Source organism: Novosphingobium sp. FG137 (assembly GCF_057809735.1).
This window is the reverse complement of record NZ_JBMDKN010000009.1, coordinates 111361-127939: the sequence shown is the minus strand read 5'-3', so window position 1 is coordinate 127939 and position 16579 is coordinate 111361. Positions and strand designations below refer to the sequence as shown.

Below are 16579 nucleotides of genomic sequence, written 5' to 3'. Positions count from 1 at the left end.
ACCCCCTTCGCGGCGTCTCACCGTACAGACTTCGTGAACTTCTCGTAGCCTTCGCGAAAGGCCGAACCCATGACTCCATTCGCGTTCGACGTCGCGTCCTTGCGGAGGTTCTCATAGATCGTGACATAGATCGACCATCGATCTGTGCGCCGCGAAAAAAGACCCTTCTTGTCGCCTTCGGCAGCGGCCACCAGCTTTTCCATCTCGGCCGGCGAAAGCCGGGAGAAGACCGTGGTGAGCGCGTTCTGCACGCCCGCCAGCATGGCCATCTGATGCCGCTTGATATCCTCGAAGGCGGTGCGCAGCGCCTCCTCGCCGTCCATGAAGCCCGGCAGCGGATTGCCCAGCACCACCTTTGCCGCCTCGAACGCCGGCAAGTGCTTGAGCGGGTTGTTGCGGCCGCCGCTCATCTGGGTGCGCTCCACCCGGAACTCATCCTTGAACGTCGCGCGGTCCTGCAGAATGTCGCACAACGCGAGCAGCACCTGCCTGTAGAACACCCCGAGGCGGAACATCGCATCCGGTGGCAGCTTGAGCTCTTCCGGGCTGAACCCGGCCCCTTCGTAGAAGGCTGCCCAGTTTGCAGAACCGCTTGGAACGGCAGGTGCAGTTGGCGGCGGCGGTGAAACAGCAGGCGGGGGAGGCGCAGCGATCGGAGCAAATGGCGCGTCGGGCTGCGATTCCTCGCCCAGCGGCGGAAGCACGCCGAACGGCGTATCAAGGCCAGCGAAGGGGTTCGAGACACCCGGCTCGATGGGGGGAAGAGACGTAGGCAGCGGGGGGCTGCCCCCTTGCGGAGAAAACGTGAAATCCGGGATGGGCAAGCCATCCCCGACGCCATTGCCCGGATTGGCCCAGTCATCGGGGATCGCCAGGCTGCTGGAAAACGGATCGACTTCGGCCATGATCGGCCGCGCTTCGTAGGCCTGACCGAATGGCTCACCAAAGCCGAAGTTGCCAATCGGGGGAAGCGGATCCGGCGGCGGCGGTGCGATGGGACTGGCGCCCAGTCCGCCCGGCCCCGCGAGAAAATCATGCACCTCGCTGCCGAAGTTCAAGCCGCCATCGCCAAACTTGCTGCCGCCCATGTCTCCCAGAAACGGATTGGCCTCTCCAGCGCCCCAGATGTCGTCCCCTGCGGTGCTGGCCTGCGGCAACGGTGCCATGGGCGTCGGCGTCATGGACATCGTCCGCGCTGCCTCGGGCGTGCTCACGGCAATGACGAAGTCATTGATGATGAGGCGGTCACCAGGCCGGATCGCAACGGGTTGAGCCGGCAGGATCCGCTGCCCCGGCGAGTTGAGCGCAACGCCGTTCTTGCTGGTATCTGTGACGAACAGGTCGATCCCCAGCGCCGCGATCACGCAGTGTTCACGCGATACAAAGCCCTGCTCGTCGGGCAGCACAAGATCGGCCGATTTCTTGCTCCGCCCCACGATGAGCTGCCCCGCATCAAGCTGGCGCTTGTCGAGGTAGCTGCCTGGCGGATCATTCAGGCGCGATACGATCAAAGTCCACATGGCTTATCGCCCCGGTGGCAGCAATTGAGCCACGCGATCACGCAAGGCCGCCTGTGCATCCGCCCCGTTGCCACCGGCAAGCAATGCCATGCCCAGCGGCAGGAAATCGGCAAACCCGATGCGGCCTTGCAGGGCCGGGTCCGTAGCCAGCAACTTGAGGGCGATGCGCGTCGCCACCCCGGCAAGATGAGGAGCAGGTGGCACTGCCTGCAATCCGCGCGGAGCGATCGACCGGCCCGACCAGAATGCTGCCGTCGCCACCCATGATGGCGCAAAATCGCGGTTGGTGGCTTCCGCAGCCTCCCCCGCAGCTTCCGCATCGGCGGCATTGCCTGATTGCACCCAGCGCTCGGCCGCAACCAGCGCGGCCAGATCAGCCCGACGTGAATCAAGGTTCGGCAGGATTCTTGCGGCCATGCAGCCCCACCACACCGCATGCCGGTGCGGCAGGATCAAAACGAGCGAATGGATCGCATCCCGCGCATTGCCACTATCGATGAGGGCTTGCACCAGCTGCTCGGGGTGGCCGATCTCGGCGAGCAAGGCGCGCCCTTCAGGCTCCAGGTCTGCCTTGGCCTCAAGTTCGGCTCGCTGAAAGCGCAGCGGAATTGAGATGGGGGAACTCGACATCAGTTGATCATCACCATGCCGCCCTTGACGGTCAGAATGCCATCGGCCTTGACCTCGCCCAAGGGCCCGGAAATCGAGAATTGCGCCCCGCCTTGCATCTCCACCTTGGTCTCGGCTTTGATCGTGATCTTCAGCGCCTTGATCTCGATACCGTCCGGCTTGAGCGTGATGGTCGAACCTCCGACCTTAAGCTGGATCTCGGCCTTTGATTCAAGAAGGTTTTTCTGCTGAACGGTGATGGTTCGCGTCTGGTCGACGTCCACCGTCTCCTTGCCTTTGACCTTGCGCACGCGATTGCGTTGCACTTCAAGTGTCTGGTCGCGTTTTACCGTGCCCCAATCGTCCTGATCGATCTCACGGCGATAATCACGCCCGGTGTAGAGCTTGATTTCCTCCGAGCCGCTCTTGTCCTCGAAATAGAGCTCCTGCTTGATCCCGCCATTCTTCTCGGTAACAGACCGCCAGCCCGACTGTGTCACCTTGCTGGCCGGATCGAACGGATAGGCCTGCGATGGAGTATACATGCAGCCGGTAATGATCGGCAGGTCAGGATTGCCATAGAGAAAATCGACAATCACGCGCGCGCCGATGCGCGGAAAGAACTGCGCACCATGCGTGGAATGCGACCATTGCTGCTGCACCGGCAGCCAAACCACCGGGTCGAACTTGCCATCATTCCTCGAATTCGAAATCGCGACCGGCACGCGCCATTCCTTGTCGACCTTGATCTCGCCCGCCGTGGCGCCCTCAAATGCAACAACCCCGAGAAGCGGCCCAGGTGCCAGCCGCTGCGGCACATTCACCGGAGGGCGATATCGCTGCGAGGATGCGATCGCGCTGAACCGGTTGCGATAGGTGGCCTGCTGGTCGTCGCCAAACATCCACGGATCGCGCGCCGAATGCACCACTGTGGTAAATACCACCCAATTTGATGCCAGCAGATCGTCCGCTCCCTTGAGTTCGGCCCGGCCGCCGGCCGTTATGCTATGCTCGAAAGAACTTCCCTCGATAAAGTTCGCAGCTTGGTCGTGATGTTCGTCGGTTGCCCCAGCGAGGCTCGAATTACCCTGCCCACTCAGCGCCTCGAAGCCGATCGTCTCGTGCTCGTGGGTGTAGACCGCGCCCCACTGGAGGCTGGTGGTCGACTGCGATGTAAACGGGTTGTCCAGCTTGTTCACATTGAACGACACATGCTTTGACTTGCTGGGCAAAGCCGCAAAACAGCTCTCCAGAACGTCGACATGACCGATGGGACTGTTGCTGACGAATTCCAGCGGGCTGCCGTCGATTTCGAGGTAATCGGCCGTTTTGTTGGTCACGATCATCTTGTGGCGGAACGGCCCTGAGTTGCGATCGTATGCGAAGAAATACATGATACCGTCCTGCGCGAGCAGCCGCGCAAGGAAATCGATCTCGCTTTCGTCGTAGCGCACGGCATAACCGCGCTTGGGCGGCGCAGGCTGCAACGAGACGGTCTTCACCAGACCGGTCACATCGGTGCACATCGACTCGAAAATGTCTTTGCTGCTCTTGTCCTGAATGAACTGCGTGGCCTTGGCGTATGACAAGGCGTGGTACGCGGGCCGGACCGAGACGAAGATACGCCCGACGTCGCCATCGACAACGTGCCGGGCTGCATAGATGCGCCCGGCAAAGACCCGCACATTGCCCAAGCCCGGGTCGATATCAAACTCGGCGAGTTTGCCAATCCATTGCGAAAGGTTCGGCGTGGCATTCGTGACGAGTTCGAGCCGATAATCGAACGGCTGCGAGATTTCCTCACGCCCCTCGAAGCCCAGAAGCGAGTAATCGCTGATCGTCGCATCAGCAAGGACGCGAAGATTGAGAAGGTGTTTACCCATCGCTGGCCTGCGGCAGAATACCGGTCCCGTTCAACAGGCGGCCCCGACCAGGACCGCCTGTTGAACGGAGCCAGATCAGCCGACGGAGTTTTCGGCGAGGTTGTACACCAGGTGGGTCGGGCTGCCGGTCTGCTTTCCATCGCGATCGGTGTAGCACCAGTCGAACTTCGTAAAGTTGAGCGACAGGCTTTCCGAAGGCGTATCGCCGCCGCTCGACACCGAGAAGCCCGAGATGATCACGTCTTCCAGTTCCAGCGTCAGATAGGCGACCGACTCGCCCTTGCTCGCCGCAGTGAACGAGACCGTTCCCTTGCCCACCGGTTCGCCCTTGAGGAGAGCCTTGAACAGGCCTTCCGAGGACTTGTCGAGGACCTTGGATGCCGTGATTTCCGAAACGCTCGGTTCGCTCGAGGTGCGATTCCCACCCCGCGGGCTGCCAACGCCAACGCCGGCGCCCCACTGAAAGCTCGACAGTTCGATCTGGTCCTTGAACGCCTTGTCGGTAGCACCACCCTTGATGCTGTCAAACTTGAGATAAATAGCCATGATTAGCCTCCTTCCGATTGACTTCCTGTTCGGGTGTATTCCCCGATGACACTACTACTATCACGTAATCTTGAATGCGTAATCCAAACCTTCACCTTCAGTAACTTCAACTTTGCTGACATCCTTACCTTCGGCGCGGAGCTCCAGCAATTGTCCGGCGAGGTCCGCAAGCAACCCGCGCTTGAGGATGTTCTCGATGTTGCGAGCACCGCTTTCAACTTCGGTGCAGCGCGCGACGAGACGGTCGAGAAGTGCATCATCCCACGTGAATTCAGCACCATAACTCGAGGTAACCCGGCGCCGGATCCGATTGAGATTGATGACCACGATCTCCCGCAGGATTTCCGGTTCGAGCGGGAAGAACGGCACAGTGACCACGCGGCCGAGGAACGCGGGCTTGAAATACTCGAGCAGCGACGGGCGCAGTTCCTGGGCCAGTTCCTCAGGCCCCGGCATCTCGTCCTTGCCCTTGGCACGGCACAGATCCTCGATCGTATCGGTGCCCGCGTTCGAGGTCATGATGATCAGGGTGTTCTTGAAATCGATGTCGCGGCCCTGACCGTCCTTCATCATGCCCTTGTCGAACACCTGGTAAAACACATCCTGCACACCGGGATGCGCCTTTTCCATTTCGTCGAGCAGGATCACCGAATAGGGCTTGCGCCGCACCGCCTCGGTCAGCACTCCGCCTTCGCCATAGCCCACGTACCCCGGGGCCGCGCCGACGAGCGTAGAGACCTTATGCTCCTCCTTGAACTCGCTCATGTTGATCACGGTAACGTTCTGCTCGCCGCCATAAAGCAGTTCGGCAAGCGCCAGCGCGGTCTCGGTCTTGCCGACACCGGATGTGCCGCAGAACAGGAATATGCCCAGCGGCTTGCGTGGATCGGCGAGGCCTGCACGCGCCGTCTTCACGGTCTGCGCGATCATCTCGAGCGCATAGGGCTGCCCCTTGATGCGCTCCGCCAGCTTTTCGGCAACGCTGAGCACCGAGCGGATCTCGTCGTTGACCATGCGGCCGACGGGAATCCCGGTCCAACCTGCCAACACCTCCGCCACGGCATTGTAATCCACAACGTCGTGGATCATCGGCGTTTCGCCCTGAAGCTCTGCCAGCTTCGCCTGAGCCTCTCGCAGCGCGGCAATCGCGGCCTCCGCCTCGGGCGTGCCATCGACGGCATCAGCTGCAACCGCACGCGCTGCAGCCACGGCCTTCACCGCTTCAAGCTCGGCCTGCCAGGCCTCTGTCCGCTCGGCCTTGTCGGCCTCGATCTTCTCGCGCTCGGCGGATTTCTCCGCGAGCTTGGCTGTGACGTCAGCGCCCGCCTTGCCCTCACGCTCCAGCATCCGCACTTCGGAATCAAGCAAACCTAGCTGCCGTTCCAGGTCCTCCACGGCGGCCGGCGTGGCGACCTGGCTGATGCCGACACGGGCACACGCCGTATCGAGTAGCGAGATCGCCTTGTCCGGCAGTTGCCGTCCGCTGATATAGCGGTGCGAGAGGCCTGATGCTGCCTCCAGCGCCTCACCCAGAATGGCAACGCCGTGGTGCTTCTCCAGCACGGGAACCAGCCCGCGCAACATGGCGACAGCCAGCGCCTCGCTCGGCTCCTCGACCTTCACCACCTGGAAACGGCGGGTCAGCGCAGGATCCTTCTCGAAATACTTCTTGTATTCCGCCCAGGTCGTCGCCGCGATCGTGCGCATTTCACCGCGTGCCAGCGCGGGTTTGAGCAGGTTGGCAGCATCGTTCTGCCCTTCAGCCCCACCAGCGCCGATCAGCGTGTGCGCCTCGTCGATGAACATGATGATCGGGATCGGGCTCTTCTTGACCTCCTCGATCACCGATTTCAGCCGGTTCTCAAACTCGCCCTTGATCCCTGCACCTGCCTGCAGCAGCCCAAGATCGAGCGAGAGCAGACGAATGTTGCGCAGGTTCTCGGGCACGTCACCCTGAATGATGCGGAGCGCAAATCCCTCGACCACGGCGGTCTTGCCAACACCGGCCTCGCCCGTGAGGATCGGATTGTTCTGCCGCCGCCGGGTAAGAATATCGATGATCTGGCGAATTTCGGGATCGCGCCCGAAAATCGGATCGATCTTCCCGTCCGCCGCCTGCTGCGTGAGGTCGATGCAGAATTTCGCCAGCGCCTCACCGCCGGGTGCCCCCGCCTGAACCGGCGAAGCCGACTTGCCGCTGCCCGTGGCTGGTGCCGTCGTCGCCGCGACAGCCTCTTCCGAGCTCGCGGTAATCGCGGCAAAGGCCGCGCGGAGGGTTTCCGCCGGGATTTTGGCGAAGTGCGAGCTGGCATCGCGCGCAATGCTCGACAGGTCGGTGGTCGTCAGCAGTGCGAGCAGCAGATGGCCCGAACGGATCTGCCCGGCGCCATACTCGAGCGAACAGACCAGCCACGCCTCGCGGATCAGCTTGACGAGGTTCGGCGCAATCGCCGGCGAGCGGCCATTGCCAGACTTGAACCCGTCGATCTGGCGGTTGATGTCTTGCGCAAGCCGACCGATATCCACTTCGAAGTGGCTGGCGATCACCGCCACGTCAGAGGTTTGCCGCTCCAGCAGCCGGTTGAGCCAATGCTCGATCTCGATGTCGTAATTCGTCCGCGACAGTGCGAGGCCGGCAGCAGCCTCCAGCGCCTGCCGACAGGTATCATCCAGCTTCCCGATCAGACTCTTGAGATTCAACTCCACGTTTCTGCCCCTCCCTCACCACGCCCACAACGAATCGCTCGAGGGTTCCTGGTGTCTTTCCGGCCCGAACCGCTGGAGAGCCCGGATTTACCGGATTGGCTGTTCCTGTTCGTGTCTCTCGAAACCCTTGCGAGTCCGAGTCTGACCATCACCATACTTCCAGACGCCGACACAATGCCCGTCAATTTGGCAGCGTCAACCGAATATGCATCGATCCACCAAGGACCGGATCATTTAGGAACAATGACAACAGCAGCGAGATGCGACAATAATTGTAATGGTAAGCGTAACCTTGACTACGCTTACCCTCCGGAAAGCGCAGCCGAATCGATCGGAATCAAGCAATCATCGGCAATTCCGTTCGCTCGCACCGGCGATCCCAGCCATGTTGTCCAGCCCAGCATGGCCGGCTCATCGCTCGCCCCGAGACGCAATTCGGGGATCGCAGATGTCGCGACCAGCAGCCGCAACGAAGGCCGCTGCTCGATGCCTGCCGCCAATGCGCAGATCTGGGCGATCTTGCGCCGATTTCCCGGATGGCAACAAAACTCCTGCACCCTGCTCCATGAGAGCGGCCCCACCTCCACGACGAAATGATGCTGCGCATCGAGAACGTTGGAGCCGATCATCGCAGCCGCGCTCGCTCCGGCGCCCTCCGCCCCTGGCCCCTCACCAAGCCGGGCAAAGCCCGCAAAAGGACCGCCGATCCGGGTCTGCTCCGACAAAGGTACGGCCATCCATGTCGGCGTTCCCTCGATAAGGCGGAGCGGCAAACCGGTCAGGACCTGAAGCACGGTCTGCACGCTGGCGGCACTGCGCCGGGCATCCGCAAGATGGCCGACGAGCGTGACAAGTGCTGCATCCGGGACATCAAGTCGGTTGCGCGCGCCATCGCTGGCCACTCCGGCCAGCGTGACGAGCGCGCGCTGGATGTCGTCCTTCGCGTCCTTGTCCGATGTCTTCTGCCGGGCACCCCGCTCGGCCATAAGCGGCCAGGAGTACTTTTCCGCAATGCGCCAGAAGAATGACAGCGTGCGGTGATCGAACAGCGCGAGAAAGTGGGAAAAGGCAAAATCGCGCGCGCGCCGCCGCTGCAACTGCAACTCGCTGTAGGCTTGCGGCAGCGCCGGTGTTGCGCCGGCAAAGCCCATCACGTTGGCCACAATGCTGAGGCGCTTGTCCGATGTGCCGGCCGGACCGCTCCGGGCTGCTTCGGGACCTTCGGACCAATGGTCTGTGCGGGCGATATCCGTCACCGGCATATGCATGCGGTCGGACGCGGAAAGCCGGGTCGGTTCAGCCGCTGGCGGCGCATCCCGGCCGAGTTCGGACTCGTTGCCGTTCAACCAGGCCCAGACGTGCGCCTGCCGTACCGCCTGCACGAAGTTCGAGCGACGCAGGCGGTCGAGCAAGGTCCCGACAGCGATCATCGAAGCGCTTCGCCCATGTCGGCGCCTTGCCTCTTCATCACACCAGCGGCCGGTCGCCAACGCGCGGAGGCCAGGTCTTCCACGCCCCCGTCTCGCGCTGCAGCCGCGCTGTCACGCGGACGAAGCTGTTGAGCGCACAGGCACCGGCGAGGAATCGCTCGATCACCGCACAGAGCAGGAAGGATCCCGATCCCGAAAGCCGCTCGTCATCGATCACCAGCGTCACATCGATACCAGAGCACATCGCGGCGTGCCCGCGAAAGCGCAGACGGGCGACGCCGGGTTCCGCGGAGATGCCGATCAGCCGTTCGCGCAGATACTCGCTGTCGGGCGTATTGCCCGTGTCGTAAATCGCCAGAACCTCGCGCAGGGCCTGCGCCGAACGATCATTGCCCACCAGCGAGAGGTAATTGAGCGAGAGCTGGCCGATGAGCTTCCAGTGCGCGGCTGACCCACGCGCCGGCCGCCGTGTCGGAGTAGGCTTCGTCAGCGCGCTGGCGCCGGCAAGGCCATTGATCGTACCCGCAACATCGAGCCACGGACGTCCGCCGCCAAACGGCAGCCGTGCCGGCAGTTCGCGATTGGTGGCCAGAATCGACGTGTTCACCACGGTCGTATCGTCGGCATGCAGCTTTGCCGCGAGATCCGCTATGGTCAGGAAGACATCGTCCCCGCCGCCCTTGCTGAAGCTGGAGCGGCGCGAGACCGCGTGGTACGAGGTGTTCGATGCATTGGTGCCCGGCTCGAAGGAATAGAGCGAAGGCGCCTCGATCCGTTCCCCATTGGCCGTCTGCAGGATCACCCGGGTAACCGAATGCACCTCGAGTGCATCCTCGGCCCGGGCATCGGGCACGATCCGGTATTCGACCGAGGTATGGTCAAGGTGGATCGGCTCCGCCTCCACCGGGAACAAGTTGAGTGCAGGCACGGCGTGCAGTTCGAAATCGTCAGCGCGCACCACGCGCTCCAGTTCGGCGGCCACCCGGTCGAAAAACAGGTATATCTCGAAGCGGTTGCCGGTCGCGACCAGCAACCGGCGATCAAGCCCGGAAATCCGGAAAAACAGGTGCTTCTGCGGATAGGCGAAGTGCTCCTGCAGCAGGCCGTAGGACTTGCGGGCGGTTGTCGTCTGCGGCAGCAACAGGCCCGCTTCGTCGAGGCCCAGCAGGGTCACACAGTCCTGCCCGAGCAGCGTGGCATTGGGGTCGCTCGGCCCGGTTGCCACACCGCCGCCCAGCAAGTTGGCGCCAAGCTGCTCCAGCAGGATCTGGGCGCGGCGGCCGTCGCTCTTGATGAACAACCGCAGATTCTCGATATCGAGAGCGGCCAGATCGACCTCGGGCTTGGTCGTCTCGAACACGAGCCGCAGCATGCCGCGCGCGCCGGGGACCGTGACCGGTGCATCGAACGGCGGCCCCACCATGGAGGCTTCGGCAATGCGCAGAGGCAGCAGCCGGGTATCGCTGCACAGCCGGAACTGGCAGGCCACGCCATCCAGCGCCTCGGTGGTAATGATCGTGCCTTCGGGCACCGCGGAGGGTTCGGCCAGCTCCGCCTCAGGCTCAAGACGCACCACCATGAGCGAGGGCAGCGGCTGGATCAGGTGCGGATAGAGCGTGAGCAGCAAGGCATCGGAAAGCTCGGAGTAATCCTCATCAAGCTTGTGCCGGAGCCGTGCGTTGAGAAACGCAACCGACTCGATCAGGCGGTTGACGTGGGGATCTTCGATCGCATCGCGGCTGATGCGCAGACGCGCGGCATAGCGGGGATAGGCTTCGGCAAACGCACCGGCGTTGCGTTTGAGATAATCGAGTTCGCGCTGATAATAGGCAATCAGATCATCGATCATGCGGAGAGCTTCACTTCAATTGCACGGTCGCCCGGCCGCACGGCAGCTTCGTACGTTACCGGCTCCTCACCCTGCAGCACGGTCAGTACCGCTGTGATGCGAAGGCGCATCCCGCGCGAGGTTGGCCCTTGTTCCATCTCGATGTCGATCGAAGACAGGCGCGGCTCGTGCTCGCGAATGGCCTGCGCGATCACACGCCGGACGCGTTCGCGCACGGCCGGCACAGACATGTCCTCGGTGGAAAGATCGGGCATGCCATAGGTGACAACGGTGCGCTCGAGCCCCGGATAGCGTTCCAGCACCGGCAGCCACGGCCGCGTCGTGTTGAGCAGACTTTCCAGATCGCGCCGCAGCGCCACCTTGTACCGGGCGATGGCCTCATCCTCGGTTTCATAGTGGTCGGCCGATCCGTTGGGATCATCGTCGATCAGCCGATCGATCAGCGACTGGGTGATCGTGAGCGCCATCAGCCAGCTCCTTCAGTGCCGATCACCGTGGTGAGGCGAAACTCGGACGTGATCTGATCCAGTTGATAATGCGGGCGCAAATAGATGTCGCAGCCATAGCAGCCGGGCTTGCCGGGCAATTCGGCAACGCTCACGCGCCCCTCGCGCAAGGGATAGCGGACGCGCATTTCCGGGCTCGCATCATCGTTGGCCGTGACAAAGCTCTGCAACCAGCGCTGCAAGAGGCGCTCGCACTCGGCCGCATCATTGTATTTCCCCACCCAGTCGCGTGCGATCACCTTCACGTAATGGGCAAATCGCGCAACGCACAGCACATAGTTGAGCATGCCGCCCATCTTGGCATTCATGCGCGCTGCCTCGCCATCATAATCGGGTGGGCGGTGCAGGCTGGGCAGATTCATGAAGGCGACATTGCCAGTCAGGTGCATCTGCCGCAGCGCGAGAAGGCCATTGTCGTTCAGGACCACTTCCTGACCTTCCGAAACGGCAGCTTCCACGGGATAGCGGACAACGAACCCGGGCTCGTCGCTCGGCAGGAAGTGGCGGACCGGGCCATTGACCAGCCCCCCCTCGCCCGGTGGCACAGTGCCGCGGATCGCCGCCGGCCAGCGGTTCTTGGCCTGCGCGCGCAGCGCCACGTGGGCCAGGGCAAAGCCGCCATGAAGCCACAGAAGGTCGCGCGTATCCGCCACCTTCTCGTCATAGACGAAGCCGAGCCTGGGATGATCCCGTCCGCGATGTGGACGGCGAACAAGTACGCGCGTGACGACTCCGGCCAGAAAGCGGCTGTCCGGCCGCAAGCGCATACGGTTCCAGCGCGCGAACTGCGGATCGGCGAATGTCGCGCCCAGTTCCTGCCGCAGATCGATCTCATCGAGTTGGTCGAGCGCAAGCATCGACGGATCGACGCCAAACACGACAGGCGTGAACGCTGCCGCAGCAACACCCATCAGCCCCTCGAGCACTTCGATGTCATCGACCTTGCTGCCGCGACCGAGCCGGTGCGACACGGCGTGATCGACAACGACCATGCCATAAGGCCGCCCGCCCGGCATGCCGAACTCCTGGCTGTAGACCAGATCGAAGATGCTGCTCTGATCGAAGTCTAGCGCCCGTTCGAGGTCACGGGATATCTCGGTCCAGCGCACATCGAGGATGCGGATACAGACGGCTGGATCGTCGACATCGTCGATCAGCCATTTAACCCCGCGCCACAGGGCCTCAAGCTTCTTGAACGCCGGATGATGAAGGATCGCATCGAGTTGCCGGCCAAGGTCACCGTCGATCCGGGCGATCAGTGCATTCGCACGCGCGCGCACCTCACCCGGATCGGAGTGAACCCTTGCTGCCGACTGAGCCGCTGGCGCCGTCTCCGCGTCAGGCACTGCGGCCCTGGCTGGCGACGACGCCATTGGTTCTGCCGCGTATCAGGACGCGGACGGGATGCGGGCAACCAGGCGCATCGAGGTCGACAGTTCCTCAAACTGCAGCCACGGCCGCAGGTGTGCCACGGCGCTGTAGGAACCGGGTGCTCCCGGCACTTCCTTCACCTCGACCCGCGCTTCGCGAAGCGGGTACTTGGCCCGCGATTCCTGCCCGGCACCTTCTGTCGCATTGACGTAGTTCATGATCCAGCGGTTCAGCCAGGTCTCGCAGTCGCTGGCCTCCATGAACGAGCCGATCTTGTCGCGCGCCATCACCTTAAGGTAGTGTGCGAACCGGCTGGTCGCCATGATGTAGGGCAGGCGCGCCGAGATGGCGGCATTCGCCGTTGCCTCGGGCCGGTCGTAAGCCTTCGGCTTCTGCGTGGTCTGCGCACCGAAGAACACCGAATAATCGGTATTCTTGTAGTGGCACAGCGGCAGGAAGCCGAGGTCGGACAGCTCCTTCTCGCGCCGGTCCGTGATGCCGATCTCGGTAGGGCACTGCGTATCGAGATCGCCGTCATCGGACTGGAACACGTGGGTCGGCAGATTGGAAACCTTGCCGCCGCCCTCTGCGCCGCGGATCGCGGTGCACCAGCCATACTGGGAGAACGCATCGGTCATCCGCGCCGCCAGCGCATAGGCCGCGTTCATCCAGCAATAGTCATCGTGATCCATCGCCTTGGGCGCACCGTTCGCGTCGCGCGGCGCTTCCTCGTATTCGAACGCGTCGACCTTCTTGGTGTCGCGGCCATAGGGCAGGCGGGCGAGCACGCGGGGCATCGTCAACGTGACGAAGCGCGAGTCCTCGGTCTGCCGGAAGCCGTTCCACTTCTGGTAGTCGGCCGTTTCGAACATCTGCTTCATGTCCATCGGCTTGGAGAGCTCCTTGAAGCTGTCCATGCTGAACAGATTGGCATCCGCCGCCGAAATGAACGGCGTGAAGCCCGCAGCCGCGACGCTGGAGATGTTCGTGAGCAGTTCGATGTCGTCGGGATGCTTGCCGAAGTAGAAATCGCCGACCAGCGCGCCGAACGGCTCGCCGCCTGCCATGCCGAACTGTTCCTCGTAGACCTTCTTGAACAGCGTCGACTGATCGAAGTCCGTCGCCTTGGCGAGATCGTTGGAGATCTCCTTCTTGGTGACGTTCAGCATCTGCACCCGCAGCGAGGTGCTGATTTCCGAGTTCTTGACCAGATAGTGCAGACCGCGCCAGCTGCCCTCGAGCTTCTTGAACTTCTCCGCGTGCATGATCGTGGCGAGCTGTTCGGAAATCTGCGCGTCGATCTTGGCAATTGCATCGCGCAGCGTGACGGTGAGGTTCTTGTTGAACTGCACCGTACCGCTCATCGCCTCTTCGGCGAGCGTGCGCATAAGTTCCTCGACCCGTGTCGGCTCGGTCTGCTTGGTGACAGCAATCGCTTCATCCAGCAAGCTCGCGGGCGCGTTTACGGTCTCGGTGCTGACGGCCGCGCCGCCCTGGGTTTCCATTTCTGCCATTGCCTTACTCCGAGGGCTTGTCGCTGCTGCCAAGCTGGGCAGAGAGTTGGCTCAGCTTGTCCTGATCGCCGAGAATCTGTTCGAGGAGGTTTTCGAGCTCTTCCGAGCTGTCAGCCTTGGCCATGAGATCGCGCAGCCGGTTGCGGGTTTCCATCAGCTTGCGCAGCGGCTCGACCTGCTCGACGATCTTTTCCGGCTCGAAGTCGTCCATCGAGCTGAACTTGAGGTTGACCTCGAATTCCTTGCCATTCTTTTCGAGCGTGTTCTCGACCTTCATCTTCACGCCGGGTTCGATCTTGGCGAGAACCTGATCGAACTTGTCCTTCTTGAGGTCGACGAACTTGCGTTCCTTGAGGCTCTTCTTGGCGACAGCGGAGTCGCCCGAAAAATCACCCATCACGCCGACGACGAAGGGCAATTCCTTGACCTCCTGGGCGCCTTCGGTTTCCACATCATAAGTTATGTGGACCCGCGGCTTGCGCACGCGCTTGAGCTTGTCATGTACCGAGTCAGCCATGTCGATCTCCCTAGATTACGCACGCGCCGCACTACCAGCCCGTTGCTCCAAGACGGAGCTGCCTCTCAGTTCTCGTCTTAAGACTCTTCTTCATCCGACGGCGGCTTGATACCAGAGCGCCAGTAGAAATCCTGCCGCGCCGAATCGTCTGGAATAAGTTCCGTCAGGAAGTCATGAAGACTCATGCGCGCCCTTCGGTCAACCTCGCGTAGCGTTTCACCGAGCGGTGAAAGTGGTTCATGTTGCCGAAAGTAATCTGCCGCAGCCGCAACCGCCTTGAGTGCATCCTCGCGGCGCGTAATCTTGCCGGCGACAAAACCGCCCGCCTGCGGGGCGCCGCCGCCCTCACCTGCTACAGCGACCGCGCCCGCTTCCGCCTGCCCTGCCGGCGCATCTTCGGCGGCCTGCGTAGGCGCCATCGTCAGCAACCATTGGCGCAAGGCGCGAAGCTCATCACCGAGCTTCGATGCGGCGGGCATCTGCGGCTTGGTCCGGTCGATAATGAACCCGATCGCGCGCCGCCAGCCATCCTCGGCTTCCCCAGCGAGCCGCGCCTGACGCGCCAGCACTTCGCCCGAAAGACGCCGGGCGTGCGATTCGATCCCGCGAGTCAGCGTACTCGCCTCATCGAGCCGAGCCGTCTTCGCCTCGCCGGTAAGCCCTTGCGATGCAGCCATGGCAAGGTCGGCGCGCACCTTGTCGAGGTAGCGCAGGTCCCCCTCGCCGGTGCGCGCAATCACCAGGTTGCGCAGCGGCTGAATGAGCGCGCCATCGCGATCGTTGCTGCCGCCGGAAAGCCCGGACAAGGGCTGAAAGCGCGTCTCGAGCCCGTCCTCGTCCTCGGCAGGATAGAGCCCGTCGTCCCAGAAGGCTTCGACAAGATCGGCCAGCAGAACCATCGCCGCTGCAAGATCGCCAAGCCCCTCGCTGCGCGCCGCGGCCTCGACCACCACGCTCATCGGTTCGAGATCCTTGCCGTGCTCCGCCAGATAATCCAGCGCGTTTTCGGCCAGCGTTTCCCAGTCCCAGGCGCCCGGCGGAAGGACGACATCGTCGTCGGTCATCGCCGCCGTTTGCTCGATTCGGACTATCGCCTTGCGCTGCGAGCGGATCTCGCGAAGCAGATCGGCCGCGTCGCCTTCGTCGCTGCGACCATCAGACCCCACCGAATCATTGATCGGCGCCAGCACCGCAGCCCGTCGTTCATCGTCAATGAGCACGTGCCACCCTCAACATTCCCCAAGCCCAAAACAAACTTACAGCTTTCGCGCGCGCACTCCACTTTTTTTTGAATCGGCCGCACACAACTGCTACTATCATGCGGCTTGAATTCGGATCGGGGTAACTTATGCCGCCCGCTGCACGACTTACCGACATGCATGTATGCCCCATGGTTACGGGCGTCGTACCCCATGTCGGTGGGCCGATCTCGGCGCCGGGACAGCCCACCGTCCTGATCGGTTCGCTCCCTGCTGCGCGGGTTTCGGACATGGCCGTTTGTGTCGGGCCGCCGGACACGATCGTGAAGGGAAGCGCCACCGTCATCACCGGCAGCATGCCGCAAGCGCGCATCGGCGATCTGACCGCGCATGGCGGCAACATCGTGCTCGGGTGCTTCACGGTGATCGTGGGCGGCTGAAGAACCGGACGCGCTGCGATTGTATCCCCGCCGGACAAACCGTTCGGCAGTGAGCGACAAGCTAGGACAGATCGCCAGCCAGCGCGGCCTCTCGCAAGGCATGGATAAGTTTGGGCAACTCAAATATTGACGTGAAAAGGAGATAAAATCCCACAAGGAAGAGGATCAGGGCGACCACTTCGGCGCCCGCAGCAAGACCGAAAAAGCTGGCAACCGCAGTTCCGAGCCCCTTGAACGCGAAACCCGCGATCGCGCCGCCCAAAGCTCCCTTGATCATGGTCAGCAAGACCTTGATGCCGACTGGCTTGGCACCAAAGTCGGCCTCTACCTTTTCGCGCAATTCCCTCACAAGGGAACGCTTTTCCGTCAGAAAGGCCTTGATCTGCTGAAACGTCGATAGCGTTTCCTGACCATCGGCATCGATCGCTTCGCTGACCCACGAGATGCGGGAGCTTTCAGCAGCAGTCAGTATGGCAGGCATACTATCCC

The 16579-nt window shown here is 62.4% G+C and carries 14 protein-coding genes; 1 reads left to right on the top strand and 13 read right to left on the bottom strand.

Translation table 11 applies throughout. The annotated features are described in order from the left end of the window. Positions 1-17: 17 nt before the first annotated feature. The 12 genes from tagH to ACODS2_RS21075 all read right to left on the bottom strand — a co-directional run bounded on the left by tagH (position 18) and on the right by ACODS2_RS21075 (position 15671). On the bottom strand, positions 18-1520 hold the full coding sequence (gene tagH / locus ACODS2_RS21130; RefSeq protein ID WP_489000521.1) for a type VI secretion system-associated FHA domain protein TagH: 1503 nt from the start codon (positions 1518-1520) through the stop codon (positions 18-20). Positions 1521-1523: 3 nt separating this feature from the next. Further along, positions 1524-2150, bottom strand: coding sequence for a DUF6931 family protein (locus ACODS2_RS21125; RefSeq protein WP_489000520.1), 627 nt, complete (start codon positions 2148-2150; stop codon positions 1524-1526). Further along, a complete protein-coding gene (locus tag ACODS2_RS21120; protein WP_489000519.1) occupies positions 2150-4012 on the bottom strand; it encodes a type VI secretion system Vgr family protein in 1863 nt (620 codons plus the stop codon). The genes ACODS2_RS21125 and ACODS2_RS21120 overlap by 1 nt, the downstream gene beginning before the upstream one ends. Positions 4013-4087: 75 nt before the next feature. After that, positions 4088-4558: an Hcp family type VI secretion system effector gene (locus tag ACODS2_RS21115; RefSeq protein ID WP_489000518.1), complete on the bottom strand. Its 471-nt coding sequence runs from the start codon at positions 4556-4558 to the stop codon at positions 4088-4090. A gap of 60 nt (positions 4559-4618) precedes the next feature. Continuing rightward, a complete protein-coding gene (tssH, locus tag ACODS2_RS21110; protein WP_298164476.1) occupies positions 4619-7264 on the bottom strand; it encodes a type VI secretion system ATPase TssH in 2646 nt (881 codons plus the stop codon). Between the two features lie 302 nt (positions 7265-7566). Then, positions 7567-8694 carry a type VI secretion system baseplate subunit TssG gene (gene tssG, locus ACODS2_RS21105; RefSeq protein ID WP_489000517.1) on the bottom strand — a complete coding sequence of 376 codons (1128 nt, stop codon included), beginning with the start codon at positions 8692-8694 and terminating at the stop codon, positions 7567-7569. A 37-nt stretch (positions 8695-8731) separates the two neighbouring features. Further along, positions 8732-10543, bottom strand: coding sequence for a type VI secretion system baseplate subunit TssF (gene tssF, locus ACODS2_RS21100; protein WP_489000516.1), 1812 nt, complete (start codon positions 10541-10543; stop codon positions 8732-8734). Beyond that, positions 10540-11010 carry a type VI secretion system baseplate subunit TssE gene (tssE, locus tag ACODS2_RS21095; protein WP_489000515.1) on the bottom strand — a complete coding sequence of 157 codons (471 nt, stop codon included), beginning with the start codon at positions 11008-11010 and terminating at the stop codon, positions 10540-10542. Before tssE ends, tssF begins: the two co-directional genes overlap by 4 nt. Then, on the bottom strand, positions 11010-12422 hold the full coding sequence (gene tssC, locus ACODS2_RS21090; protein WP_489000514.1) for a type VI secretion system contractile sheath large subunit: 1413 nt from the start codon (positions 12420-12422) through the stop codon (positions 11010-11012). The genes tssE and tssC (ACODS2_RS21090) overlap by 1 nt, the downstream gene beginning before the upstream one ends. 15 nt (positions 12423-12437) lie before the next feature. Continuing rightward, positions 12438-13934, bottom strand: a complete 1497-nt coding sequence (gene tssC / locus ACODS2_RS21085; protein WP_489000513.1) for a type VI secretion system contractile sheath large subunit — start codon at positions 13932-13934, stop codon at positions 12438-12440. Positions 13935-13938: 4 nt separating this feature from the next. Then, the gene (gene tssB, locus ACODS2_RS21080; protein ID WP_298164464.1) at positions 13939-14451 is read right to left on the bottom strand and encodes a type VI secretion system contractile sheath small subunit; all 513 of its coding nucleotides are present in this window, start codon (positions 14449-14451) and stop codon (positions 13939-13941) included. Between the two features lie 77 nt (positions 14452-14528). Beyond that, positions 14529-15671 (bottom strand): type VI secretion system protein TssA, encoded by a 1143-nt coding sequence (locus ACODS2_RS21075; protein ID WP_298164462.1) that lies wholly within the window; start codon positions 15669-15671, stop codon positions 14529-14531. Positions 15672-15841: 170 nt separating this feature from the next. Between ACODS2_RS21075 and ACODS2_RS21070 the strand changes: the two genes are divergently transcribed. Next, on the top strand, positions 15842-16090 hold the full coding sequence (locus ACODS2_RS21070) for a PAAR domain-containing protein (RefSeq protein ID WP_298164460.1): 249 nt from the start codon (positions 15842-15844) through the stop codon (positions 16088-16090). A 61-nt stretch (positions 16091-16151) separates the two neighbouring features. On the opposite strand, the gene ACODS2_RS21065 is transcribed toward ACODS2_RS21070, so the two are convergent. Beyond that, positions 16152-16571 carry a hypothetical protein gene (locus tag ACODS2_RS21065; protein ID WP_489000512.1) on the bottom strand — a complete coding sequence of 140 codons (420 nt, stop codon included), beginning with the start codon at positions 16569-16571 and terminating at the stop codon, positions 16152-16154. Positions 16572-16579 lie beyond the last annotated feature (8 nt).

Coding starts and splice junctions, on each gene's coding strand:
- tagH (WP_489000521.1), bottom strand. CDS start 1,520: ATGTGGACTTTGATCGTATCGCGCCTGAATGATCCGCCAGGCAGCTAC.
- ACODS2_RS21065 (WP_489000512.1), bottom strand. CDS start 16,571: ATGCCTGCCATACTGACTGCTGCTGAAAGCTCCCGCATCTCGTGGGTC.
- tssG (WP_489000517.1), bottom strand. CDS start 8,694: ATGATCGCTGTCGGGACCTTGCTCGACCGCCTGCGTCGCTCGAACTTC.
- ACODS2_RS21070 (WP_298164460.1), top strand. CDS start 15,842: ATGGTTACGGGCGTCGTACCCCATGTCGGTGGGCCGATCTCGGCGCCG.
- ACODS2_RS21125 (WP_489000520.1), bottom strand. CDS start 2,150: ATGTCGAGTTCCCCCATCTCAATTCCGCTGCGCTTTCAGCGAGCCGAA.
- ACODS2_RS21115 (WP_489000518.1), bottom strand. CDS start 4,558: ATGGCTATTTATCTCAAGTTTGACAGCATCAAGGGTGGTGCTACCGAC.
- ACODS2_RS21120 (WP_489000519.1), bottom strand. CDS start 4,012: ATGGGTAAACACCTTCTCAATCTTCGCGTCCTTGCTGATGCGACGATC.
- tssC (WP_489000513.1), bottom strand. CDS start 13,934: ATGGCAGAAATGGAAACCCAGGGCGGCGCGGCCGTCAGCACCGAGACC.
- tssF (WP_489000516.1), bottom strand. CDS start 10,543: ATGATCGATGATCTGATTGCCTATTATCAGCGCGAACTCGATTATCTC.
- tssC (WP_489000514.1), bottom strand. CDS start 12,422: ATGGCGTCGTCGCCAGCCAGGGCCGCAGTGCCTGACGCGGAGACGGCG.
- tssE (WP_489000515.1), bottom strand. CDS start 11,010: ATGGCGCTCACGATCACCCAGTCGCTGATCGATCGGCTGATCGACGAT.
- tssB (WP_298164464.1), bottom strand. CDS start 14,451: ATGGCTGACTCGGTACATGACAAGCTCAAGCGCGTGCGCAAGCCGCGG.